Source organism: Citrobacter sp. CK188, from assembly GCF_030333525.1.
Classification (GTDB): Bacteria; Pseudomonadota; Gammaproteobacteria; order Enterobacterales; family Enterobacteriaceae; genus Citrobacter_B; species Citrobacter_B koseri.
Window position 1 is genome coordinate 314,328 of the sequence record NZ_JAOWFU010000034.1, and the last position, 24,591, is coordinate 338,918.

The following is a 24,591-nucleotide window of genomic DNA, read 5'->3' on the forward strand; positions in this document are numbered from 1 at the left end:
CTTAACCTGGGTATTAAGGTAAAATAAATAGTCAGTACCAACGTCTGATATTCAGACAGATGGCATCAGTTTTTGATTAAACTAAATTTAATCCGTTACTTAATTTCTATTAATTGCTTTCGTCTGCAACCATTATAAGATGAATATTCTTTGGCTAATTCCACCAAAACCGATGCTGCTTTTTTAATCCGATAATTTTTAGACCAGATCGCGGCATAACGCGCGACCGGTAAATCTTCCTCTACTGGAATCGTAATAAACTGGTTTGAACCGAATGGAGATGTCATATCGCAGGGAATGACGGTCAGAAAATCAGCATTGAGAACAAGATTATAAATAGTGACAACGGAATCTGTTTTAACGATGTTTTCACTGCTGATGCCATTTCTTTGTAACGTGGTGAGGAGTTCGCTGTAGTAGCCCATATTCGTTTGTGGCAACACCCACTGTTCGTTCTGCAACGATTCCAGTGTGGTGATGCCGGTGCATGTTCGGGACTTACTGGCCACCAGGACAAACTCTGACTCAAAAAGCGGTTCCACGTGTAGATCCTGTAGTTTCATCTCATCACTGAGCGTGCCGATAGCGAAATCCAGGCGTCCGTCGCGAATCGCGGGCAGGAACGAGGAGAGCTGCGCTTCATACATCGACACCTGCGCTTTTGGGAACACCTCTTTAAATTTATGAATCATGTCAGACATAAAGGTAAAGCCAATCAACGAAGGAAAACCAAACGAAACGTCGACCACCGTGTTGCAGGTCATGCTGTTCATCTCGTTCACCATGTTTTTCATTTCACGGGTGATGGATTCAGACCAGGTAAGCAGCACCTGACCTGCGCTGGTTAACGTGACACCGGTATTTTTGCGAACGATTAACTCAACGCCAAAATAGGCCTCAACATCATTGATAATTTTACTTACAGCAGGCTGAGTTAACCCTAACTCTTTTGCGGCAGAACCGATAGAACCACTTCTAATGACTTCCTGAAAGACCACCAAGTGCTGTGTTTTAGGGAGAAGAATAGTATTCATATCGACCTGCACTAATTACTTTGTTGACGGCATGAAGTGTACCAAATAAAGGTTACATGGTTATGTGCGACTACTCACAAATTAACTGACCTTACATTTTGCAAGCTTATTTTTTAAAAAATAAACCATTTATTATCAACAAGTTGAAAGAACACGACTGCACTTTATCATGATTTTTGTCAAAAAATCATGAGGGGATAACAATATTTTATGGCGATAACATATGCGTTTCATTCGCTATTTTACAAATTCGGGAAAGACGATAATTCAATCAATTATCGCATAATTAACACGCAGATTTACGTTTAAATTTAACGGACAATTAATCAAAAATAAGTACAATTACGCCCTTATTGGGATTAAAGATTGTGGCATATCACATTTTTTCTTCTTATTTGTTTGTAAAAAAACATTACACACACGAATATTTAATTCATTTAATACACGCCATTATCATTACCAACAATATATTAACACTGTGATTGTCAATTTTTGTAGCGCGTAATTTTGTGATAGCGATCAACTGCCAATCTTTTATCCGGTTAAAAAATCACCACACAGCGTTTTGTGTTAGTGGTCACAGAACAAGAAATATCTTTTGGCGGGGAGATTATGTTACGCAGCGCGATCGGGCACCTTCTGCGGGGAATCCGCCGGATGGCGACGCTAACGCGTCTTATCCGGCCTACCAAAGCGCTCAGCCACAGGACTGATAAGCATAGCGCCATCAGGCAATCTCTGCGGGGAATCCGCCGGATGGCGACGCTGGCGCGTCTTATCCAGCCTACCAAAGCGCTCTGCCACAGGCCTGATAAGCGTAGCGCCATCAGGCAACGTACGCGGGGAATCTGCCGGATGGCGACGCTCACGCGTCTTATCCGGCCTACCAAAGCGCTCTGCCATCAGGCAGTACCGGGAAACCCAAACGCTATGAAAGCAAAAACCCGCCGAAGCGGGTTTTTACATGAAGAGGTGAAACTGACCGATAAGCCGGGTTCTGTCGTGGACAGTCATTCATCTAGGCCAGCAATCGCTCACTGGCTCAAGCAGCCTACCCGGGTTCAGTACGGGCCGTACCTTATGAACCCCTATTTGGCCTTGCTCCGGGTGGAGTTTACCGTGCCGCGAACTGTTACCAGCCGCGCGGTGCGCTCTTACCGCACCCTTTCACCCTTACCTGATCCCGCTTGCGCGGGCCATCGGCGGTTTGCTCTCTGTTGCACTGGTCGTGGGCTTGCGCCCCCCAGGCGTTACCTGGCACCCTGCCCTATGGAGCCCGGACTTTCCTCCCCTCCGCCCGTCTCCCCCGAAAGGGACGACGACGAAGCGGCGACTGTCTGGTCAGCTTCGGCGCGCAGTATAGAGGGTTTGCACGCCATTGTCACCCTGCACTGCGCATTCCTATCGCCAGCGTTGCGGCGATGTTTCGCGAGGCGCGGTAGATATTATCAAACGCGCCGCGAAAGGCTTCATCCAGCGTGCCAATGCGGGTAAGCACGCTGAACACGGCATCAATGCCATGCTGATGCACCACTCCCACATCATGCGTCAGACTCCCCGCGATCCCAATCACTGGCTTATGATACTTTTTCGCCACACTGGCGACGCCTATCGGTACTTTGCCGTGAATACTCTGGCTGTCGATACGCCCTTCGCCGGTGACGACTAACGCGCAGTCGTGGATATGTTCTTCCAGATTGAGCGCCGTGGTGACTATCTCAATGCCGCTGCGTAACTCTGCGCCGAGGAAAGCCATTAAGGCCGCCCCCATCCCGCCAGCCGCGCCCGCGCCGGGGACATTTTCCACATCCACGCGCAGCGACTTTTTAATCATGTCGGCATAATGAGCAAGATTGCCATCCAGTTCATGAATGAGCTTTTCGGTCGCGCCTTTCTGCGGCCCAAAGATTCGCGACGCGCCATTTTCGCCCGTCAGTGGATTGGTCACATCGCAGGCCACCCGGATAGCACACGTTTTTAAACGCGGATCGAGACCAGAGATATCAATCGCATTCAGGCTGTTCAGGCTGCCGCCGCCGTTCCCAATTTCAGTACCGTTCGCATCCGTTAATCGGGCGCCCAGCGCCTGCACCATGCCCGCGCCGCCGTCATTGGTCGCGCTGCCGCCAATGCCGATGATAATGCTTCTGGCGCCGTGCTCCAGCGCATGCAGGATCAGCTCTCCGGTACCGCGCGACGTGGTAATCAACGGATTACGCTTTTCTGGCGGAACCAGCGCCAGCCCGCTGGCCGCCGCCATTTCAATAAACGCGGTGCTGCCGTCCCCGGACATGCCCCAGTTGGCCATGACGGTCTCCCCCAGCGGCCCCGTCACAAAAGCGGTATACTGCGTTCCATGCGTGGCGGCAATCATGGCTTCGACCGTTCCCTCTCCGCCGTCAGCGACCGGGATAGAAACATACTGCGCATCGGGAAAAATTTCCCGGAATCCTTTTTCTATCGCCTGCGCAACTTCAGCGGCAGAAAGGCTTTCTTTATAAGAGTCTGGGGCGATTACGATTTTCATAGTTGTAGCCTGTTACTGCACAACGCCGGATGGCGTTTCACTTATCCGGCCAGGGTCATAGGCCCGGACCGCCGCGCGCGACCGGGCATGACGTCATTAGCGAGCGATTTCCACTTTCGCCAGTTTTTCGTAGTAGCAGGCCAGGGCGCTATGGTCGGCCGTGCCCAGACCATCGGCACGTAGCGCCTGCATCATTTCCATCACGGCGGCGGTCAGCGGCAGCTGCGCGCCTACGCCATGAGAGGTGTCCAGCGCATTCGCCAGATCTTTAATATGCAGATCGATGCGAAAGCCCGGTTTGAAATTCCGTTCCATCACCATCGGCGCTTTCGCATCCAGCACGGTGCTACCCGCCAGACCGCCGCGAATCGCCTGATACACCAGATCCGGGTTCACCCCCGCTTTGGTCGCCAGCGTTAGCGCTTCAGACATGGCTGCGATGTTCAGCGCGACAATCACCTGGTTAGCCAGTTTGGTCACGTTGCCCGCGCCAATATCACCGGTATGCACCACGGAACCGGCCATTGCTTTTAGCAGATCGTAATATTTATCGAAAATCGCTTTATCGCCGCCAACCATCACCGACAGCGTGCCGTCGATCGCTTTCGGCTCGCCGCCGCTTACCGGCGCATCCAGCATATCGATACCTTTTGCTTTCAGCGCGTCGCTGATTTCACGGCTTGCCAGCGGAGCGATAGAGCTCATATCGATCAAAACGGTGCCTGGCTTCGCGCCTTCAATAATGCCGCCTTCGCCCAGCGCCACTTCTTTCACATGCGGCGAGTTCGGCAACATGGTGATAATCACATCGCACTGTTCGGCAACGGCTTTTGCCGTGGTTGCGGTTTCTGCGCCTGCGGCAATAACTTCGGCAATCGCGTCAGGGTTACGGTCAGAAACCACCAGCGAGTAACCGGCTTTGAGGAGGTTTTTGCTCATTGGTTTACCCATGATGCCCAGGCCAATGAAACCTACTTTCATCGTCATAATCTTCTCTCTCTTGTTTCAGTGGTGGTTATTTCTTAAAGGCGTCAGCCAGCTTTTGCGTGGCGGAGCGGAACACGCCCAAATCGCTCCCCACAGCAACGAACGTCGCGCCCCATTCCAGATAGCGGCGCGCGTCGGCTTCGACCGGCGCCAGAATGCCGCACGGTTTACCGTGGGCTTTGGCGCGGGCAAAGATATGCTGAATGGTTTTCTGTACTTCCGGGTGAGAGGCGTTGCCAAGATGACCTAACGCCGCAGCCAGATCGCTTGGGCCGACAAAAATACCGTCAACGCCTTCAGTGGCCGCGATAGCATCAACGTTATCCACCCCCTGCTGGCTTTCGATCTGCACCAGAATGGTGATGTTTTTATTTGACTGGGCAAAGTAATCCGGCACGGTGCCAAACATATTGGCGCGATGGGAAACGGAGACCCCGCGGATGCCTTCCGGCGGATAACGCGTCGAGGCCACGGCGCGAACGGCTTCTTCTTCCGTCTCGACAAACGGGATCAGGAAGTTATAGAAACCGATATCCAGCAGACGCTTAATGATGACCGGCTCGTTCGTCGGCACCCGTACCACCGGCGCGCTGGCGCTGCCTTTCAACGCCATCAGTTGTGGAATAAAAGTTGAGATATCGTTCGGCGCATGTTCGCCATCCAGCACCAGCCAGTCAAAACCTGCCAGCCCTAACACTTCCGTACTGATGGGGTTTGCCAGCGCGGACCAACAGCCGATCTGAATGCGTTGCGCTGCCAGCGCAGCTTTAAATTTGTTCGGGAAGATATCGTTACTCATCATTTATACCCTGGATGAATCATTATTTATTTCCGCAATTCCGGGAGATATTTCGATTTGCTCATCTAAGGAATTACGCTGATATTTTATCGATAGCGGATAATGAAAGTCGTGAATCAGTATAATCATACTTACGCCGCTAAACATTGTTGTATTGCTCAATTTTAATATTCACAATGAATAATATTTTGAGCATTTGCACAACGTCATGGGCGGTGATGCACAGATTTGTACATTACTCGCCCAGCGCCCGTATCATCGGGAATAATGGCCGATCGCGATCACATTTTTAAACAAAAACTCCTGGCATTCTTTATTTAGCAGCAACGTATTTTTAATTCTGACAATAAAAAGCAGTTGTTCTCTTTAACACATTTATTATCACCACCTGGCTGGAGAATACTGGACAATGGCCGATATCGAAATTAGACAAGAATCGCCAACCGCGTTTTATATTAAAGTGCATGACACCGATAACGTGGCAATTATTGTTAATGACAATGGTCTGCAAGCCGGAACGCGTTTCCCGGACGGTCTGGCGTTGGTTGAACATATTCCTCAGGGGCATAAAGTGGCGCTGGAGGCGATTCCTGCCCACGGCGAAATCGTGCGTTATGGCGAGGTGATCGGCTATGCCGTTCGCGACATCGCACGCGGCAGCTGGATAGATGAGTCGCTGGTTGAGCTACCGAAAGCGCCGCCGTTACACACCCTGCCGCTGGCGACGAAAGTGCCGGAACCGCTGCCGCCGCTGGAAGGCTACACGTTTGAAGGCTACCGCAACGCGGATGGCAGCGTCGGCACCAAGAATCTGCTCGGCATCACCACCAGCGTACACTGCGTGGCGGGCGTCGTGGATTATGTCGTGAAGATCATTGAGCGTGACCTGCTACCCGGATACCCGAATGTAGACGGCGTTGTCGGTCTGAACCACTTGTACGGCTGCGGCGTGGCGATCAACGCGCCTGCGGCCGTGGTGCCTATCCGCACCATTCATAACATCTCGTTGAACCCGAACTTCGGCGGCGAAGTTATGGTCATCGGCCTTGGCTGTGAAAAACTTCAGCCGGAACGTCTGCTGGAAGGCACGGAAGATGTGAAAGGGATTCCGGTGGACAGCGCCAGTATTGTGCGTTTGCAGGATGAGCAGCACGTCGGCTTTAAGTCGATGGTCGAGGATATTTTGCAGGTGGCCGAACGCCACCTGGCGAAGCTCAACCAGCGCCAGCGTGAAACCTGCCCGGCTTCCGAACTGGTGGTCGGAATGCAGTGCGGCGGCAGCGATGCGTTTTCCGGCGTGACGGCCAACCCGGCGGTGGGTTACGCCTCGGATCTGTTAGTGCGTTGCGGCGCGACGGTGATGTTCTCGGAAGTCACCGAAGTCCGTGATGCGATCCACCTTCTCACGCCACGCGCGATTAACGAAGAGGTCGGCAAACGCCTGCTGGAAGAGATGGCCTGGTACGATAATTATCTTGATATGGGGAAAACCGACCGCAGCGCCAACCCGTCGCCGGGCAACAAAAAAGGTGGTCTCGCGAACGTGGTGGAAAAAGCGTTGGGCTCTATCGCAAAATCCGGGCAGAGCGCAATTGTGGAAGTGCTGTCCCCCGGTCAGCGACCGACAAAACGCGGTTTAATTTACGCCGCCACGCCCGCCAGTGATTTTGTCTGCGGCACGCAGCAGGTCGCTTCCGGGATCACCGTGCAGGTGTTCACAACCGGTCGCGGAACGCCATATGGCCTGATGGCGGTTCCGGTAATCAAAATGGCGACCCGCACAGAGCTGGCGAATCGCTGGTTTGATTTGATGGACATCAACGCGGGCACCATTGCCACAGGGGAAGAGAGCATTGAGGACGTGGGCTGGAAGCTGTTCCACTTTATTCTGGACGTCGCGAGCGGTCGTAAGAAAACCTTCTCAGACCAATGGGGGCTGCATAACCAGCTGGCCGTGTTTAACCCCGCGCCAGTGACCTGATGACGAAAAAGGCCGGATGGGGATCGCATCGCCATCCGGCAACGCTTTTTAAAGACTCTACATTTTATATCTTCTGCTGCCTCCCTCTTTCTACGTCTGAATTGATAAGCCCCCCAACCCTTGCTTCATTCTTACAGCGCTTTTCATCGCACGACTTTCGTAATCCTCCAGATACTTTCGAAACTTTCATTTATTAGATCAAAATCACAAAACAACATTACGAAACCCTATATCTTCTTTCGAAGAAAACAAACGAAAGAATTCGGAGGAAGGATGTTTATCATTTCAACCAAAACGATGCTAAAGAAAGCTCAGCGTGAAGGTTACGCGGTGCCCGCATTCAACATCCACAACCTCGAAACATTACAGGTCGTGGTGGAAACCGCCGCTGAAATGCGTGCGCCATTGATCGTTGCCGGAACACCAGGAACCTTCAGCTACGCTGGCGTCAGTAATATCGTGGCAATTGCCAGCGAGTTGGCAAAAACCTGGAACCATCCTCTGGCCATTCATCTCGATCATCATGAGAAAACAATGGATATCGAAGAGAAAGTCAGGGCAGGCGTTCGCTCAGTGATGATCGACGGCTCGCACCTGCCGTTTGCAGACAACATCGCCTTAGTGAAAAACGTAACGGATTACTGCCATCGTTATGACGTCAGTGTTGAGGCAGAACTGGGGCGTCTGGGCGGACAGGAAGATGATCTCATCGTGGATGGCAAAGATGCTTTGTATACCCATCCAGAACAGGCTCAAGAATTTGTAGCTAAAACAGGTATCGACTCTTTGGCCGTAGCGATTGGCACCGCACATGGTCTGTATACCGCAGAACCGAAACTGGATTTCGAACGCCTGGCAGAGATCCGACAGCATGTTGATATCCCTTTAGTTTTACATGGCGCATCAGGGCTACCCGGCAGTGATATTCGCAAGGCTATCTCACTGGGTATTTGTAAAGTCAACGTCGCAACCGAGCTAAAAATCGCTTTTTCCGACGCCCTGAAAAATTATTTGCATACACATTCCGATGCCAGCGATCCACGGCACTACATGGTTCCGGCCAAAGCCGCAATGAAAGATGTCGTACGTAAAGTCATCACCGACTGCGGTTGCGAAGGAAGGCTATAAGGCTGCTATATCACAGCCTCTTAACTCATTCATTTACATGAATTGTAAGGATTTTGGTCAAGGGTATCTTTTTATAGCTGGATCACGAAAGTCGCTTTTACCCTTTGCCTTCAATCCAAAAATATTATGAAGATAAACAAAAGATATCGGAGATAGATGTGAAAGAGATAATCTCTCGTCATAAGGCAGGTGAAGCGTCAGGCATTTGTTCCGTCTGTTCAGCACATCCGTTAGTGATTGAAGCGGCGCTACGCTTTGATCTCGCGACAAACAATAAAGTTTTGATTGAAGCAACATCCAACCAGGTTAATCAGTTCGGCGGTTATACCGGCATGAAACCCGCCGACTTCCGCGATTTTGTTTATAACATTGCACAGGAAACAGGATTCCCGCGTGAAAGATTGATTCTGGGTGGCGATCACCTGGGGCCTAACTGCTGGCAGAATGAATCCGCAGCCGCCGCAATGGAGAAATCTGTTGAGTTAATTAAGGCTTATGTCGCCGCAGGTTTTAGCAAAATCCACCTGGATGCATCAATGTCATGTGCCGACGATCCAACCCCACTTGATCCTATGGTCGTGGCCCAACGCGCAGCTGTACTTTGCCAGGCCGCTGAAACAACGGCCACTGAAGAACAAAAGCGCCATTTAACCTATGTCATTGGCACTGAAGTTCCTGTTCCCGGCGGTGAAGCCAGTAGCATCGGCCGCGTTCACGTCACGCGTGAAGAAGATGCCGCCCGTACGCTGGAAACGCACCAGGTCGCCTTTCGCGCATTAGGGCTCGAGGAAGCATTAACTCGCATTATCGCCATTGTGGTACAGCCTGGCGTGGAATTCGATCACTCCCAAATTATTCATTATCAACCGCAGGCCGCTGAAGCGCTTTCCGCATGGATTAAAGACACGCCGATGGTGTATGAGGCCCACTCTACCGACTATCAAACACGTCACGCCTACCGCGCACTGGTACGCGATCACTACGCCATTCTGAAAGTCGGCCCGGCACTGACCTTTGCTTTACGTGAAGCGATTTTTGCACTCGCGCAAATGGAGAACGAACTGATTTCTCCAGAACAACGCAGCCGGGTACTGGAAGTGATCGATGAAGTGATGCTTAACGAGCCAGGTTACTGGAAGAAGTATTATCGTCCGACCTGGAGCCAGGCGATGATCGATATTCACTTCAGCTTATCCGATCGTATTCGCTACTACTGGCCGCATCCACGCATTCGTCAAAGTGTGGAGAAATTAATTGCCAATCTGAACGGGGTTTCATTACCGCCAGGACTCATCAGTCAGTTTATGCCCGTACAGTTTGAACGTCTGTCCGAAGGGGTACTAACCGCCACACCTCATAACTTGATTATCGACAAAATCCAGGACGTTCTGCGTGCCTACCGCTTTGGTTGTGTGCCTGAAACCGCCTGATATTCGGAGAATATATGAGCCAACTTTTTGTCCGAACCGGAATTGACTTTAACTCGTGCCAGCAAGTGCTGGCACACATTGGAGAGGAGATGCTGGCAAAAGGTGTTGTACATGAAAGCTATCCGCAGGCACTGGTAGAACGCGAGGCGAATTTCCCGACAGGGATCGCGCTGGAACGCCATGCCGTCGCCATTCCGCACTGCGAAGCCATTCATGCTAAATCACCCGCAATCTATCTGATTCGACCGGATAACCCGGTGAAGTTTCAACAGGCCGACGATGACGAAGAGATCGCCGTTTCTTTAATCATCGCACTCATCGTTGAAAACCCTGCGGCACAGCTGAAGCTTCTGCGCCGTCTTTTTAGTGAGCTACAAAATCCGAGCATTCTTGACGCCTTGCTGAGCGCACCTGATTCCGAGCTGGCTACGCTCTTCCGGGAAACCATCCTTGAGTCTGAGCCGTGCGCCCAGGTCTAATAACAAACTGATAATAAAAGGAATACCCTATGAAACGTAAAGTAATCGTGGCCTGTGGCGGTGCGGTAGCGACCTCAACCATGGCCGCAGAAGAAATTAAAGAATTATGTGAAGCTCACAATATCGATCTTGATCTCGTGCAATGCCGGGTCACGGAGATCGAAACCTATATGGATGGCGCGGATCTTATTTGTACCACCGCCCGCGTTGACCGTACCTTTGGCGATATCCCGGTCGTTCACGGCATGCCATTTGTTTCTGGCGTGGGTATTGAAGCATTGCAGCAAAAAATCCTGAGCATCCTTAAGGGGTAACGTCATGTTTAGCGAAATAATGCGTTATATCCTGGACTTAGGACCCACGGTAATGCTGCCTCTGGTGATTATCGTCTTCTCTAAATTACTGGGGATGAAGCTCGGGGATTGTTTTAAATCCGGTCTGCACATCGGCATTGGTTTTGTTGGTATTGGGCTGGTGATTGGTCTGATGCTCGACTCTATCGGACCTGCGGCGAAAGCCATGGCAGAACAGTTCCAGATAAACCTGCATGTTATTGATATCGGTTGGCCGGGTTCGTCTCCGATGACATGGGCGTCGCAAATTGCACTGATCGCCATCCCTGTCGCTATTGGCGTTAATGTCATCATGCTGATCACGCGAATGACACGCGTTGTGAATGTCGATATCTGGAATATTTGGCACATGACATTTACTGGCGCCATGCTGCATCTTGCGACAGGTTCTTACTGGTTGGGTATCCTGGGCGTCGTTGTTCATGCCGCCTTTGTCTACAAACTGGGTGACTGGTTTGCCAAAGATACCCGCGATTTCTTTGGTCTGGAGGGGATCGCCATCCCACATGGTTCGTCTGCTTATCTTGGCCCGATAGCGGTACTGGTTGATACGATCATTGAAAAAATTCCGGGCCTGAATCGCATTCACTTCAGCGCAGATGATGTACAAAAACGCTTTGGTCCTTTCGGAGAACCCGTTACTGTCGGTTTCGTCATGGGGCTCGTTATCGGTATGTTGGCAGGCTATGACGTGAAAAGCGTGCTGCAACTGGCTGTAAAAACAGCAGCAGTCATGCTCCTGATGCCACGGGTGATTAAACCGATCATGGATGGTTTAACGCCTATTGCCAGGCATGCCCGCAAACGTCTGCAAGCTAAATTTGGCGGGCAGGAATTCCTGATTGGCCTGGACCCTGCACTATTACTAGGCCACACCTCAGTGGTTTCCGCCAGCCTGATTTTTATTCCGCTGACTATTCTGATCGCGGTACTGGTGCCCGGTAATCAGGTACTCCCATTCGGTGATCTCGCCACTATCGGTTTCTTTGTCGCAATGGCGGTAGCAGTACATCAGGGTAACCTGTTCCGCACGTTGATATCCGGTGTCATTATCATGGGTATCACGCTATGGATCGCCACACAAACTATCGGCCTGCATACCCAGCTCGCCGCTAATGCCGGGGCTCTGAAGGCTGGCGGGATGGTAGCTTCCATGGACCAGGGGGGTTCTCCAGTCACCTGGTTACTCATTGAACTTTTCACCTGGCAAAATGTTATTGGTCTCGTGGTTATCGGTGCCATCTACTTTACCGGCGTTCTGTTGACCTGGCGCAGAGCCCGCAACTTTATGGCCGCTGAAAAAGCAGCAGCTACCCAGCAAAGTCAAACAGCCTCTTAATTCCAGGGGAGCATTCGCTCCCCTTAACATCTTTGGAGAAACTTATGAAATCAGTGGTGATTCACGCTGAGGGAGACGTACGCGTTGAAGAACGTCCCATACCACAAATACAGGCCGATGATGATGTATTAATCAAGGTTATTAGCTCGGGTCTTTGTGGTTCAGATATCCCCCGTATTTTCGCCCACGGAGCGCATTATTATCCAATCACGTTAGGCCATGAATTTAGCGGTTACGTTGAATCTTATGGTTCAGGTGTTACCGATATGCAGCCTGGCAATGCCGTCGCCTGTGTTCCGCTTCTTCCTTGCTTTCACTGCCCGCAATGCGAACGGGGATATTTTTCATTATGCAAGCAATACCAGTTTGTCGGTTCACGTAGTGAAGGGGGCAATGCTGAATACGTTGTCGTTAAACGCGCCAACCTCTTCCGGCTTCCTTCCGATATGCCAATTGAAGATGGCGCATTTATCGAACCCATCACCGTAGGGTTACACGCCTTTCACCTGGCGCAAGGCTGTAAAGGTAAAAACGTTATTATCGTAGGGGCAGGTACCATTGGACTGCTGGCGATGCAGTGCGCCCGTGAGTTGGGAGCCAAAAGCGTTACAGCAATTGATATTAATCCCCAGAAACTTGAACTGGCTAAAGAGCTGGGCGCAACGTACACCTTTAACAGTCGTGAAATGACCGCGTCAGAGATCTACACCGCACTATCTGATATTCAGTTTGATCAATTGATTCTGGAGACAGCAGGTACGCCGCAAACGGTCTCCCTGACCATCGAAATAGCAGGGCCACGCGCCCAGTTAGCTCTGGTAGGAACATTGCACCATGACCTGACGCTGACATCAGGCGTGTTTGGGCAAATTCTGCGTAAAGAGTTAACAATACTTGGTAGTTGGATGAACTATTCCAGTCCCTGGCCTGGTGAAGAGTGGGAAACCGCAGCGCGTTTACTCACGGAAAAACGTCTACAACTTGAACCGTTAATTGCCCATCGCGGTGATGCTGATAGTTTTGCCGACGCAGTGAAAGCGCTTAACGGCACGCCAATGCAGGGAAAAATCTTACTTAAGCTCTCCTGACATCATGAGCCAGCAACCTGCGCTGGCTCACAATTACTTTCGAAATTTAGCGTTCACCTTTCGCAATCCTTCGATTAAACTAGTCACAGTTAATTGTCAGGCAAATCAATATGAACTCATTTGAGAGAAGGAACAAAATTGTCGATCTGATTAATACGCAGGGTAGCGTACTGGTTATGGATCTTTCGAATACCTTTGGTATCTCTGAAGTCACTATCCGCGCCGACCTGCGTTTGCTGGAAGAAAAAGGGCTTGTCACACGTTTTCATGGCGGCGCGGCAAAACCTGGAAGTCATCTGGCTGAAGGCGACAATCAGGAAGTCATACTCGAAGATCGCTATCAACTCGCCAGCGACCCTAAAAAACGGATTGCCCAGGCCGCAGCCTCGATGGTTGAAGAAGGGATGACCATTATTCTGGATAGCGGAAGTACGACATTGCTGATTGCTGAAGCATTAACCCGAAAAAGCAATATCACCGTTATCACAAATAGCTTACCTGCCGCATTTACCTTATCCGACAATAAAGACCTGACCCTGGTCGTTTGTGGTGGTACCGTGCGACACAAAACGCATTCCATGCATGGCACAATTGCGGAACGCTCGCTACATGGGATCAGTGCGGATCTCATGTTTGTTGGAGCTGATGGGATTGATGCAACTAACGGCATTACAACTTTCAATGAAGGCTATTCGATTAGTAGCGTGATGGCTGCTGCGGCACATAAGGTCATTGCCGTACTGGATGCGACAAAATTTAACCGACGTGGTTTTAATCAGGTACTTCCAATGGAGAAGATTAACTGTGTAATAACCGACGACAGCATCAGCAAACAGGATAAATCAGCGCTGGCCAAAACAGGCGTTGAACTGCTGGTCGTTTAAATTACCCGCCACATCCCCCCTTTTGTCGCGCCAACGCGTTGCAGTTTGCCTTTTAGCTGCAACGCTTTCAGATAGCGTTCTACGGTTCGGGCTGAGAGCTCACACTCATCAGCGATACTTTTGGCGGATCTGCCCGGATGATTCGACAAGATTTGTAGAATGCGTTTTTCTATATCCAGTAAATCAGGCGACATTTCTTCCGACATTTCTTCCGACATTTCTTCCGACATTTCTTCCGACATTTCTTCCGACAGGGCTGGTGATTTTCCCAATCCCTCCTGCAAAGCAGAGATGATGTTTTCCAGGATAAATTCTATAAATAGCGTACAGCTACTTTGCCGATCGCACTGCCCTAACACCTGGTAATATCGGTCCTGTTGGTAGTGGATCAGCGTCTCTACAGGTAGCCACGCCAATTCCGATCGCCACTCACGTAGGATTAATGTCTGCCACAACCGCCCCATACGTCCATTTCCGTCGGCAAAAGGATGAATAAATTCAAACTCATAATGGAAAACAGCACCAGCAATCAGTGGGTGGAGCTCTGTCGTTTTTAACCAGCCAAGTAAATCATTCATCAAACGAAAAACTTGTGAGGCCGGAGGAGCCATGTGAATAAGCTGTTTTTCCCTGTAAACACCAACATTTCCGGTACGTAACTGGCCCGGATTATCGACCAGACCGAGCATAAGGACCCGATGTGCTTGTAAAAGGTCAGATAATTTTTCACTTTTCCATTCCGACATCTTTTCATAGGCCAGAATCGCATTTCTAACTTCCTGTATATCTTTAGCAGGAGCCAGAATACGTTTCCCCTCCATCAGAGCGGTGACTTGTTCCGTAGTCAACGAATTATGCTCAATCGCTAAAGAGGCCTGAATAGTGCGAATACGATTCTCTTTGCGCAAAAGAGGAGATGTCCTACCAGCCATCGCAGCCCAATGCCCCATCAACTCACCAACCTCAATGACTTGATTGAGGATCAATGGAGTGATGACGAAAGGTGGTTGGTAGGTGCTCACTGTTACTCCCCCTGCTGCTCCAGCGCATACTTATACAGCGCGTTCTTTTTCACGCCGTGGATTTCGGCGGCAAGAGCGGCGGCCTTTTTCAGCGGCAGTTCCGCCTGTAACAACGCCAGCGTTCGCAGCGCGTCGGCGGGAAGCGCATCGTCCTGGGCTTTGTGCCCTTCGACAATCAGTACCATTTCCCCCTTGCGGCGGTTTTCGTCCTCTTTCACCCATGCCAGCAGTTCGCCGACCGGCGCGCCGTAAATGGTCTCCCAGGTTTTGGTCAGCTCACGCGCCAGCACCACGTAGCGAGATTCTCCCCACACGGCGACCATATCTTCCAGGCTGTCCAGCAAACGGTGCGTGGATTCATAAAAAATCAGCGTCCGTGGTTCTGCTTCAATCGCTTTCAGCGCATCACGGCGGCCTTTCGATTTCGCGGGCAGAAAACCTTCATAGCAAAAACGATCGGACGGCAACCCGGCGGCGCTCAGCGCGGCAATCGCGGCGCACGGCCCCGGCAACGGAACCACACGGATGCCGGCTTCACGACAGGTGCGCACCAGATGGTAACCCGGATCATTGATCAATGGCGTTCCGGCATCAGAAACCAGCGCAATGTTCTGCCCCTCTTTCAGCTTCGCCACCAGCGTCTCGGCTTTTTGCTGCTCATTGTGGTCATGTAAAGCGAACAAGCGGGCGTTAATCGCGAAGTGTTGTAACAATAGTCCGGTATGACGAGTGTCTTCAGCGGCAATTAAATCAACGGCTTGCAAAACTTCGAGCGCTCGTTGGGTAATATCAGCCAAATTCCCGATAGGAGTAGGTACAATATAGAGTTGGCCCTGAGAATTATCCGCCGATTCGTTTTGTTTCATTGTGTCGTCCGTATTGCCGATTTAATATTGAGCATTGCGTAAAAAATATCACTGGATACAGTATGGTACCCTCAACATTTTCTCGTTTGAAAGCCGCGCGCGCGCTGCCTGTCATTCTGGCAGCATTGATTTTCGCGGGCTGTGGCACCCAGGCGCCGGATCAAAGTGCTGCCCATATGCAGGGCACGGCACAAGCTGATTCCGGCTTTTATCTGCAACAAATGCAGCAAAGTTCAGATGATAGCAAGACCAACTGGCAATTACTCGCCATTCGTGCACTGCTGAAAGAAGGCAAAAGCCAACATGCCATCGAATTATTCAACCAGTTGCCGCAAAACCTGAACGATGCGCAACGTCGCGAACAGTCGCTGCTGGCGGTTGAGATCAAACTGGCGCAGAAAGATATCGCCGGCGCGCAGGCGCTGCTGGAAAAACTCACTCCGGCTGATTTGGTTCAGAACCAACAGGCGCGTTACTGGCAGGCGAAAATTGATGCCAGCCAGGGCCGCCCTTCTCTTTCACTGCTGCGCGCGTTAATCGCCCAGGAGCCGCTGCTGTCTGCAAAAGACAAGCAGAAGAACATGGACGCCACCTGGCAAGCGCTCTCCTCTATGACCCAGGAACAGGCTCAGGCGCTGGTCATTAACGCCGATGAAAACGTCCTGCAAGGCTGGCTGGATTTACAGCGTGTCTGGTTCGATAACCGTAACGACCCGGACATGATGAAAGCCGGGATTGCCGACTGGCAAAAACGCTACCCGCAAAACCCAGGGGCAAAACTGCTGCCTACACAACTGGTCAATGTGCAAAGCTTTAAACCGGCTTCTACCAGCAAAATCGCCCTGCTGCTGCCGCTGAACGGCCAGGCCGCCATTTTTGGCCGCACCATTCAGCAAGGTTTTGAAGCGGCGAAAAATCTGGGGACGCAACCGGTGGACGCGCAGCCTGCCGCTGCGCCTGTCGCGGAACCGACAGCGTCGGCAGAACCTGCCCAGCCGCAAGCCGCTGACGGCGTCGCCAGCCCTTCCCAGGCGGCGGTGAACGATTTAACCGGCGACGAACAAACGCAGCCTGTCGAACAACCGGTAAGCGCCCCGGCGCAGACCGCTACGGCGAGCGCGCCGGCCAACCCTTCCGCTGAACTGAAAATCTACGACACCACCTCTCAACCGCTGGATCAGATCCTCACGCAGGTTCAGCAGGATGGCGCCAGCATTGTTGTCGGCCCGCTGCTGAAAAATAACGTTGAAGAGCTGATCAAAAGCAATACGCCGCTGAATGTCCTGGCGCTTAATCAGCCTGAGAAGGTGCAGAACCACGCCAATATTTGCTACTTTGCCCTCTCACCTGAAGATGAAGCCCGCGACGCGGCGCATCATATTCACGACCAGGGCAAACAAAATCCGCTGTTGCTGATTCCACGCAGCGGGCTGGGCGATCGCGTGGCGAACGCTTTCGCTCAGGAGTGGCAGAAGCTGGGCGGCGGCACGGTGTTGCAGCAGAAATTCGGTTCTACCGCTGAACTGAGAATGGGCGTCAACGGCGGCTCCGGCATTGCCCTGACGGGCAGCCCTGTCGCCGCCAGCCAGCCCTCACAGCCAGGCGTCACCATTGGCGGCCTGACGATTCCAGCACCACCGACAGACGCGCAGATCACTGGCGGCGGCGGTCGCGTTGACGCGGTCTACATTCTGGCGACGCCGGAAGAGATCGGGTTTATTAAACCGATGATCGCCATGCGTAACGGCAGCCAAAGCGGCGCAACGCTGTACGCCAGCTCGCGCAGCGCGCAGGGCACTTCCGGCCCCGACTTCCGTCTGGAGATGGAAGGCTTGCAGTACAGCGAGATCCCAATGCTGGCCGGTAGCAACATGCCGTTAATGCAGCTGGCGCTCGGCGCCGTACGCAACGACTACTCCCTTGCCCGTATGTACGCGATGGGCGTAGACGCGTGGTCGCTGGCGAACCACTTCTCGCAGATGCGCCAGGTGCCGGGTTTTGAAATTAACGGTAATACCGGGGCGTTAACCGCCACACAGGATTGCGTGATTAACAGGAAGTTATCATGGCTCAAATACCAGCAAGGGCAAATCGTCCCCGCCAGTTAACGAGTAAACAGACCGGCGACGTGTGGGAAGCCGCCGCACGCCGCTGGCTGGAGAGCAAGGGACTGCGTTTTGTTGCCGCCAACGTGCGTGAGCGCGGCGGCGAAATCGATCTGATAATGCGTGACGGAAAAACCACGGTCTTTGTTGAGGTTCGTTATCGCCGCTCGGCACAGTTTGGCGGCGCGGCCGCCAGTGTGACCTGGAGCAAACAACACAAATTATTACAGACCGCCCGCTTGTGGCTTGCTCGCCACAATGGGAGTTTTGATACTGTGGATTGCCGGTTCGATGTGTTAGCCTTCACCGGAAATGATGTTGAGTGGTTTAAGGATGCCTTTAACGACCGCTCATAATTGAAGATTTAAGGATTAGCGTGCTCGATAGAATTAAGGTCTGCTTTACAGAAAGCATTCAAACGCAAATTGCTGCGGCAGAAGCTCTCCCGGATGCAATTTCCCGTGCCGCCATGACGCTGGTTCACTCCCTGCTCAACGGCAACAAAATTCTCTGTTGTGGTAATGGTACTTCCGCCGCCAACGCACAGCATTTTGCTGCCAGCATGATCAACCGTTTTGAAACAGAACGTCCCAGTTTACCCGCTATTGCACTTAATACCGATAATGTGGTCTTAACAGCGATTGCCAACGATCGCCTGCATGATGAAATCTATGCAAAACAGGTCCGTGCGCTGGGCCATGCCGGTGATGTTTTATTGGCGATTTCTACGCGTGGCAACAGTCGCGATATCGTTAAGGCCGTTGAGGCCGCCGTCACTCGGGATATGACCATTGTGGCGTTGACAGGCTATGACGGGGGCGAGCTGGCCGGGTTATTAGGGCCGCAGGATGTTGAAATCCGTATTCCCTCGCACCACAGCGCGCGCATTCAGGAAATGCATATGCTGACGGTAAACTGCTTGTGCGATTTGATCGACAACACGCTTTTCCCTCACCAGGATGATTAAGGAGTACATATGAAGGCATTTTCGCCACTCGCAGTCCTTATTTCTGCGTTGCTGTTGCAAGGTTGCGTCGCTGCCGCGGTGGTTGGAACCGCCGCTGTGGGTACGAAAGCCGCAACCGATCCGCGTAGCGTTGGCACCCAGGTGGATGACGGAACCCTGGAGCTGCGCGTAAACAGCGCGCTGTCGAAAGACGAACAAATCAAGAAAGAAGCGCGCATCAACGTAACGGCGTATCAGGGCAAGGTATTACTGGTGGGTCAGTCGCCGAATAGCGAACTCTCCTCGCGGGCAAAACAGATTGCGATGGGTGTCGATGGGGCGACAGAAGTGTATAACGAAATCCGTCAGGGCCAGCCGATTGGTCTTGGGACGGCTTCGAACGATACCTGGATCACCACCAAAGTGCGTTCGCAGCTGTTGACCAGCGATCAGGTGAAATCGTCCAACGTAAAAGTGACGACCGAAAATGGCGAGGTTTTCCTGTTGGGTCTGGTCACCGAGCGTGAATCAAAAGCCGCTGCGGACATCGCCAGCCGGGTCAGCGGTGTGAAACGCGTCACCACCGCCTTTACGTTTATCAAATAACCCGCCGTTTTAGCCGGATGGCGGCTGCGCCTTATCCGGCCTACAGAGAAGCACTTACGTAGGCCGGGCAAGCGAAGCGCCCCCGGCATTGCCACTTCACACCAGCGCAATACTTCCCACTATCACCCCAGAAATCGCCACCAGTACGCCTGTAAGCCACAACGCTTTTGCCGGGAAGGCTTTACGCAGCATAATCAGCGATGGCAGACTCACCGCCGGCAAGGTCATCAGCAGCGCCAGAGCAGGCGCGGTTCCCATTCCTGCCAGCATCATCGTTTGTACAATCGGAATCTCTGCGGCGGTAGGGATCACAAACAGGCATCCCGCGACGGCCATCGCAATAACCCACATCAGCGTATTATCAACTGCGCCATCGGCATGCGGGAACAGCCAGACGCGCGCCGCGCCTAATACCAGTACCGCCAGGATATAAACCGGGATCGTACTCCAGAACAGCGCCCACAATGCTTTTCCCCAGCGAGCAAAGAATCCGCCCTGCGGTTCAGATACGGCGATCTCCTGAGGAATGTCTACCTGCGGCGACTCTTTCACCCATTTCTGCACCAGCGTCGCCACCACCAGCACCATCGCCAGCCCGGCAACCAGACGAATAGCCGCAAAATGCCAGCCGAGCACAAAGCCCATAAACACCAGCGTTGCCGGGTTTAACAGCGGATTACCCATCCAGAACGCCAGCGCGCCGCCCATAGAAACCTGCTGGCGACGCATTCCCGCTGCCACCGGCGCGGCGCAGCAGGTACACATCATGCCAGGCAACGAGAACAGGGTGCCAAACAGCGTGCCGCGAAAACGCGACTGCCCCAGCGTACGCAGCAGCCAGTCGCGCGGGATCAACACCTGAATCAGCGAACCGAGGATCACCCCCAGCACCGCCGCCTTCCAGACCGCGATAAAATAGATCATCGCGTAGTCCCAGGCCGCTCGCCACGGGTTCGCATCCGCCTGCGCCAGAATAGATTTACCGATACTGTGCGTTTCCGCAGCCGTGAAGGCTTTGCCGTAATAAGGCTGCCATTTCACATACCAGAGGCCAACGATAACGACGAGAAAGAAGAGTGCGGGTTTCCACCATTGAAATGGCGTCACCGCCTGAGATGAAGACTGACCAGCCATAGCATTCCCCAGGAAGTTATTGAGATAATTAAGCCCGTGAATACTACGCCTTTGGGAAATGTTTGGAAACGTCGTTTTTTATCGGATGGGGGCAAAATGCCCGGTGGCGCTCGCGCTTATCGGGCCTGGAGAACGCCACGAAATCCCATGTCGGATAAGGCGTTAGCCACCATCCGGCAGTGAACAGATGCTATAACGCCCTTTCCCGCAACTGGGATGAGGTCAGGATGGTAACGCCTTCTTGCTCCGGCGCCAGAGCCTCCTCCAGCATCGCACGCGCCACATCTCTGGCGTCGATGGATTTCCAGTTTCCCGGCAGCAGCCGGAACAGTGGCGCAAACAGCGTTTCATTCATCCGGTGTTTAGCTCTGTCGCCAAGCAACATGGAGGGACGCGCAATCGTCAGGCGCGGCCATTGCTGGGCGATTAACGCCTCTTCCATTTCACCTTTGACCCGGTTATAGAAAAACGGCGATCGCGCATTTGCGCCCATCGCACTCACGACCAGCATATGCCGGGCGCCCAGCCGCCGCCCCGTCAGCGCGGTATCCACCACCAGCGTATAATCCGCATGAATAAATGCCTCTTTGCTTCCGGCCTCGCGGCGAGTCGTTCCCAGACAGCAAAAAACAATGTCCACCGGATCGGTCACCTGCGCCAGCGCATCGGTCAGTTGAGGATCGTGAGGATTATAAACGCCGACCATATCCGCCAGAGGGCGGCGTGTGGGCGCGGCTATCGAATGAATCCGGGGTTCATTAAGCAACATCCGCAGGAGGTGTCCTCCCACCAGCCCCGTCGCCCCTGTAATTAACACCTGAGTCATCGCGCGCTCCATAACCTCAACCATTCATCTAACTATAGGCTACGGATCGGGCTGCGTAGCCAGTGCATTTTTTTGCCAAATCCCAACGTGTTGTCAGTGAATTTGATTTCATCCAGGCGGATTTCCCATACTGGCGCAGGCAACATTCTGGCGACAGGAAAGCGGCGGAGATAGGCCTGACGCGCCGCATCGCGTTCCTCTCCCTCAAGCTTGCGGATCTCCCCTTTAAACTGTATTCCGCGAATCCGCGCCACCGTTTTCGGCTGGCCGTTGACCGTTCCGGCAACGGGCGCGCGCGGGCCGGACATCTGCGCATGGCGCGTTTTCTCTTCCGTGAGTACATAAAACGCGACCTTTTGCGCATCAAACAGATAAAACGCGTTTGCGCACCAGAGTTCGCCCTCATGCTGAACGCACCAGGTGACCACATGCTGCTTTGCCAGCCAGCGGCTTATCGCGGTGAGTGTTTCCATCGTTATTCTCTCTTATACTGGGCATCTGAAAATTAACACGCTAATGGTCATGATGACACCCTGGTATCTGTATCTGATCCGCACCGCAGACAATGCCCTCTACACCGGGATTACGACCGATGTGGCGCGCCGCTATAAGCAGCATCAAAGTGGTAAAGGCGCAAAAGCGTTGCGCGGAAAAGGGGAACTCACCCTGGCGTTTTCGGCGCAGGTCGGCGAGCGCTCGCTTGCCCTGCGCATGGAGTATCGCATCAAGAGACTCACAAAGCGCCAGAAGGAGCGCCTCGTGACAGAAGGTGAAGGGTTTGAGGCGTTACTGGCCAGCCTGCAAACCCCAACGCTTAAAAGCGATTGAAATGGTCGTGGTATTCCACCAGGCCCGTCACGCCGTCCAGCGCGTCTTCCGCCAGGCGGTGTACCTGGAAAGCGCTTTCGGTGCCCGGCCAGCGGCAGTGAAGATCGTAATGCGCCGCCAGTTCAAAACCGAAACGGCTGTACAATGCCGGCTCGCCTAGCGTGACGACCGCCGCATAGCCAAACTCGTTGAGTGAATCCAGTCCTTCGTAGACCAGTTGGCGCGCAAGCCCTTGTCCACGGTAGTTTTCATCTACCGCCAACGGCGCCATTCCCACCCATTGCAGGTCTTCACCCTGTACATCGACCGGACTAAACGCCACATAGCCAACCACCTGACCTTCGTCGTCAGTGGCGACCAGACCCAGCGTCAGGAAGCCATCTTCGCGCAGGTCATGCACCAGCTTCGCTTCCGCATCGCTTTCGAACGTGCGGCGCAGCAAAGCGTCGATACCGGGCGCGTCAATGGGAATTTCAACTCGAATCAGCATGGTTCACCTACCGAGGTCTGTTTGGTTTCTGGCGAGGTTTTCATACCCGCCTCAACAAAATCCGCCAGTTGCAGCAGCATAATGCGTAACGCTTTCGGCATCTGCTCCAGTTCGATGGCGTCCATCAGGTTTTTCACATACAGCCCTAACTCTGTATCGCCTTCAATGACCAGACGACGCTGGAAGAAGAGCGTATCAGGGTCCTGCTTACGCGCAGCAATCATCAACAAGTCGCTGGCATCGGCGCTAAAGCTCACGTCGGCCTCAGCGTTCTGACTGACAATCAGTTTGCCGTTCTCAACAGAGGTGTACCATCTGAGGTTAATATCACGCACCGTAATACTTAACCAACGGCCTTCGAGGAACTCAAGCTCCCCATCTGCCAGCGCCTGACGAAATTGCCAGCTCAGAACCTGTTCCAGAACCTGGCGCTTCAGCGCAAAGGGCGTCAGTTTAACCGGAACACTCATCAGAGACGGGCCAAAATGTACTAAGCGTGAACGCAGTTTATCCAACACGAGCTTTACTCCCTGTTTCAATAATCCCGTTATTTTGCCATATCAGATAAACGACATAGCGGCGTAAATCAACAATTCGATACGAAATTGTTACCCAGTTATAGGTGTAACCAATACGCCTTTAACTGCCTTAAATCAAAAATTGTCGCAGCAAGGTTAACTAAAATCTCTCTTCGTTAACAATTTTGCGGCCTGGACGGCGCAACATTCAGGAATAATTATGGAGCTGCTCTGCCCTGCCGGAAATCTCCCGGCGCTTAAGGCGGCCATTGAGAACGGTGCTGATGCCGTTTATATCGGGCTAAAAGATGATACTAACGCCCGTCACTTCGCCGGTCTTAATTTTACTGAGAAAAAATTGCAGGAAGCGGTGAATTACGTCCATCAACATCGCCGTAAACTGCACATCGCGATTAACACGTTTGCACACCCGGATGGATATGTTCGCTGGCAGCGTGCCGTGGATATGGCGGCGCAACTGGGCGCGGATGCGCTGATCCTGGCCGACCTTGCTATGCTTGAGTATGCAGCAGAACGCTATCCGCATATTGAGCGCCATGTCTCTGTTCAGGCATCGGCAACGAATGAAGAAGCAATTAACTTCTACCATCGCAACTTTGACGTTGCGCGCGTCGTCCTGCCGCGCGTGCTTTCCATTCATCAGGTGAAACAGCTCGCCCGCGTCACGCCCGTGCCGCTGGAGGTCTTCGCCTTCGGCAGCCTGTGCATTATGGCGGAAGGCCGTTGCTACCTCTCCTCTTATCTGACGGGTGAATCCCCCAATACCGTTGGCGCCTGCTCTCCGGCCCGCTTCGTGCGCTGGCAACAGACCTCCCAGGGGCTGGAATCGCGCCTGAACGAGGTGCTCATCGACCGCTATCAGGACGGTGAGAACGCCGGTTATCCAACGCTGTGTAAAGGTCGCTATCTGGTTGATGGCGAGCGCTACCACGCGCTGGAAGAACCTACCAGCCTCAACACGCTGGAACTGCTGCCTGACCTGCTGGCGGCGAATATCGCCTCGGTGAAAATTGAAGGACGTCAGCGCAGCCCGGCGTATGTCAGCCAGGTGGCGAAAGTGTGGCGTCAGGCGATCGACCGCTGCATGGCCGACCCGCAAAACTTCGTCCCGCAAAGCGCCTGGATGGAGACGCTTGGCTCCATGTCCGAAGGCACTCAGACCACGCTTGGCGCGTATCACCGTAAATGGCAGTGAGAGAA

At 52.8% G+C, this 24,591-nt stretch carries 25 protein-coding genes and 1 other RNA gene; 14 read left to right on the forward strand and 12 right to left on the reverse strand.

The features are described 5' to 3' along the window. Nucleotides 1-95: 95 nt before the first annotated feature. The 5 genes from tdcA to garL all read right to left on the reverse strand — a co-directional run bounded on the left by tdcA (nt 96) and on the right by garL (nt 5,347). On the reverse strand, nt 96-1,034 hold the full coding sequence (gene tdcA, locus OGV67_RS15145) for a transcriptional regulator TdcA (protein WP_047461068.1): 939 nt from the start codon (nt 1,032-1,034) through the stop codon (nt 96-98). A gap of 970 nt (nt 1,035-2,004) precedes the next feature. Beyond that, nucleotides 2,005-2,383: RNase P RNA component class A (rnpB, locus tag OGV67_RS15150), an RNA gene on the reverse strand. Between the two features lie 32 nt (nt 2,384-2,415). Further along, a complete protein-coding gene (gene garK, locus OGV67_RS15155; protein WP_058668141.1) occupies nt 2,416-3,561 on the reverse strand; it encodes a glycerate 2-kinase in 1,146 nt (381 codons plus the stop codon). A gap of 96 nt (nt 3,562-3,657) precedes the next feature. Next, nucleotides 3,658-4,548 carry a 2-hydroxy-3-oxopropionate reductase gene (gene garR, locus OGV67_RS15160; RefSeq protein WP_012135258.1) on the reverse strand — a complete coding sequence of 297 codons (891 nt, stop codon included), beginning with the start codon at nt 4,546-4,548 and terminating at the stop codon, nt 3,658-3,660. Nucleotides 4,549-4,576: 28 nt separating this feature from the next. Next, nucleotides 4,577-5,347 (reverse strand): 2-dehydro-3-deoxyglucarate aldolase, encoded by a 771-nt coding sequence (gene garL / locus OGV67_RS15165; protein ID WP_024130976.1) that lies wholly within the window; start codon nt 5,345-5,347, stop codon nt 4,577-4,579. Between the two features lie 409 nt (nt 5,348-5,756). On the opposite strand from garL, the gene garD reads away from it, so the two are divergent. The 8 genes from garD (at nt 5,757) to OGV67_RS15205 (ending at nt 14,029) form a co-directional block, all read left to right on the forward strand. Next, nucleotides 5,757-7,328: a galactarate dehydratase gene (garD, locus tag OGV67_RS15170; RefSeq protein ID WP_012135264.1), complete on the forward strand. Its 1,572-nt coding sequence runs from the start codon at nt 5,757-5,759 to the stop codon at nt 7,326-7,328. Between the two features lie 273 nt (nt 7,329-7,601). After that, nucleotides 7,602-8,456, forward strand: a complete 855-nt coding sequence (locus OGV67_RS15175) for a tagatose bisphosphate family class II aldolase (RefSeq protein ID WP_115614389.1) — start codon at nt 7,602-7,604, stop codon at nt 8,454-8,456. 158 nt (nt 8,457-8,614) lie between these two features. Beyond that, complete coding sequence (gene gatZ / locus OGV67_RS15180; RefSeq protein WP_112001525.1) at nt 8,615-9,886, forward strand: tagatose-bisphosphate aldolase subunit GatZ; 1,272 nt, start codon at nt 8,615-8,617, stop codon at nt 9,884-9,886. 14 nt (nt 9,887-9,900) lie between these two features. After that, complete coding sequence (gene gatA, locus OGV67_RS15185) at nt 9,901-10,365, forward strand: PTS galactitol transporter subunit IIA (RefSeq protein ID WP_047461052.1); 465 nt, start codon at nt 9,901-9,903, stop codon at nt 10,363-10,365. 29 nt (nt 10,366-10,394) lie between these two features. Next, on the forward strand, nt 10,395-10,679 hold the full coding sequence (gene gatB / locus OGV67_RS15190) for a PTS galactitol transporter subunit IIB (protein WP_058668144.1): 285 nt from the start codon (nt 10,395-10,397) through the stop codon (nt 10,677-10,679). Nucleotides 10,680-10,683: 4 nt separating this feature from the next. Beyond that, nucleotides 10,684-12,057, forward strand: a complete 1,374-nt coding sequence (locus OGV67_RS15195; protein ID WP_047461045.1) for a galactitol-specific PTS transporter subunit IIC — start codon at nt 10,684-10,686, stop codon at nt 12,055-12,057. Nucleotides 12,058-12,101: 44 nt separating this feature from the next. Beyond that, nucleotides 12,102-13,145 carry a galactitol-1-phosphate 5-dehydrogenase gene (gatD, locus tag OGV67_RS15200; protein ID WP_115614388.1) on the forward strand — a complete coding sequence of 348 codons (1,044 nt, stop codon included), beginning with the start codon at nt 12,102-12,104 and terminating at the stop codon, nt 13,143-13,145. 110 nt (nt 13,146-13,255) lie between these two features. Further along, a complete protein-coding gene (locus OGV67_RS15205; protein WP_047461039.1) occupies nt 13,256-14,029 on the forward strand; it encodes a DeoR/GlpR family DNA-binding transcription regulator in 774 nt (257 codons plus the stop codon). On the opposite strand, the gene OGV67_RS15210 is transcribed toward OGV67_RS15205, so the two are convergent. After that, complete coding sequence (locus OGV67_RS15210; protein ID WP_286465707.1) at nt 14,026-15,051, reverse strand: Fic family protein; 1,026 nt, start codon at nt 15,049-15,051, stop codon at nt 14,026-14,028. The genes OGV67_RS15205 and OGV67_RS15210 overlap by 4 nt on opposite strands. Before the next feature lie 2 nt (nt 15,052-15,053). Next, entirely contained in the window at nt 15,054-15,917 is an 864-nt protein-coding gene (gene rsmI / locus OGV67_RS15215) for a 16S rRNA (cytidine(1402)-2'-O)-methyltransferase (protein ID WP_047461036.1), read from the reverse strand. Between the two features lie 62 nt (nt 15,918-15,979). Here rsmI and OGV67_RS15220 point away from each other — a divergent pair, with 62 nt between their 5' ends. The 4 genes from OGV67_RS15220 to dolP are packed head-to-tail and all read left to right on the forward strand — an operon-like array spanning nt 15,980 to nt 19,574. After that, nucleotides 15,980-18,025, forward strand: a complete 2,046-nt coding sequence (locus OGV67_RS15220; RefSeq protein ID WP_286465709.1) for a penicillin-binding protein activator — start codon at nt 15,980-15,982, stop codon at nt 18,023-18,025. Beyond that, complete coding sequence (locus tag OGV67_RS15225; protein WP_047461029.1) at nt 17,983-18,378, forward strand: YraN family protein; 396 nt, start codon at nt 17,983-17,985, stop codon at nt 18,376-18,378. Before OGV67_RS15220 ends, OGV67_RS15225 begins: the two co-directional genes overlap by 43 nt. A gap of 20 nt (nt 18,379-18,398) precedes the next feature. Continuing rightward, entirely contained in the window at nt 18,399-18,989 is a 591-nt protein-coding gene (diaA, locus tag OGV67_RS15230) for a DnaA initiator-associating protein DiaA (protein ID WP_012135279.1), read from the forward strand. A gap of 9 nt (nt 18,990-18,998) precedes the next feature. Continuing rightward, nucleotides 18,999-19,574, forward strand: a complete 576-nt coding sequence (dolP, locus tag OGV67_RS15235; RefSeq protein WP_012135280.1) for a division/outer membrane stress-associated lipid-binding lipoprotein — start codon at nt 18,999-19,001, stop codon at nt 19,572-19,574. A gap of 96 nt (nt 19,575-19,670) precedes the next feature. Here dolP and OGV67_RS15240 read toward each other — a convergent pair whose 3' ends face one another. The 3 genes from OGV67_RS15240 to OGV67_RS15250 form a co-directional block, all read right to left on the reverse strand. Next, complete coding sequence (locus OGV67_RS15240; protein WP_114848364.1) at nt 19,671-20,708, reverse strand: permease; 1,038 nt, start codon at nt 20,706-20,708, stop codon at nt 19,671-19,673. Between the two features lie 190 nt (nt 20,709-20,898). Beyond that, on the reverse strand, nt 20,899-21,534 hold the full coding sequence (locus OGV67_RS15245; RefSeq protein WP_024130979.1) for an NAD(P)H-binding protein: 636 nt from the start codon (nt 21,532-21,534) through the stop codon (nt 20,899-20,901). 32 nt (nt 21,535-21,566) lie between these two features. Further along, a complete protein-coding gene (locus OGV67_RS15250; protein WP_115614385.1) occupies nt 21,567-22,007 on the reverse strand; it encodes a YhbP family protein in 441 nt (146 codons plus the stop codon). A 52-nt stretch (nt 22,008-22,059) separates the two neighbouring features. On the opposite strand from OGV67_RS15250, the gene OGV67_RS15255 reads away from it, so the two are divergent. After that, entirely contained in the window at nt 22,060-22,362 is a 303-nt protein-coding gene (locus OGV67_RS15255; RefSeq protein WP_024130980.1) for a GIY-YIG nuclease family protein, read from the forward strand. On the opposite strand, the gene OGV67_RS15260 is transcribed toward OGV67_RS15255, so the two are convergent. Next, nucleotides 22,349-22,852: a GNAT family N-acetyltransferase gene (locus OGV67_RS15260; protein WP_012135286.1), complete on the reverse strand. Its 504-nt coding sequence runs from the start codon at nt 22,850-22,852 to the stop codon at nt 22,349-22,351. The two genes, OGV67_RS15255 and OGV67_RS15260, sit on opposite strands and share 14 nt — an antisense overlap. Beyond that, complete coding sequence (ubiT, locus tag OGV67_RS15265) at nt 22,846-23,370, reverse strand: ubiquinone anaerobic biosynthesis accessory factor UbiT (RefSeq protein ID WP_024130981.1); 525 nt, start codon at nt 23,368-23,370, stop codon at nt 22,846-22,848. Before ubiT ends, OGV67_RS15260 begins: the two co-directional genes overlap by 7 nt. Before the next feature lie 220 nt (nt 23,371-23,590). On the opposite strand from ubiT, the gene ubiU reads away from it, so the two are divergent. Further along, nucleotides 23,591-24,586 (forward strand): ubiquinone anaerobic biosynthesis protein UbiU, encoded by a 996-nt coding sequence (gene ubiU, locus OGV67_RS15270; protein WP_047461020.1) that lies wholly within the window; start codon nt 23,591-23,593, stop codon nt 24,584-24,586. Nucleotides 24,587-24,591: the final 5 nt, after the last annotated feature.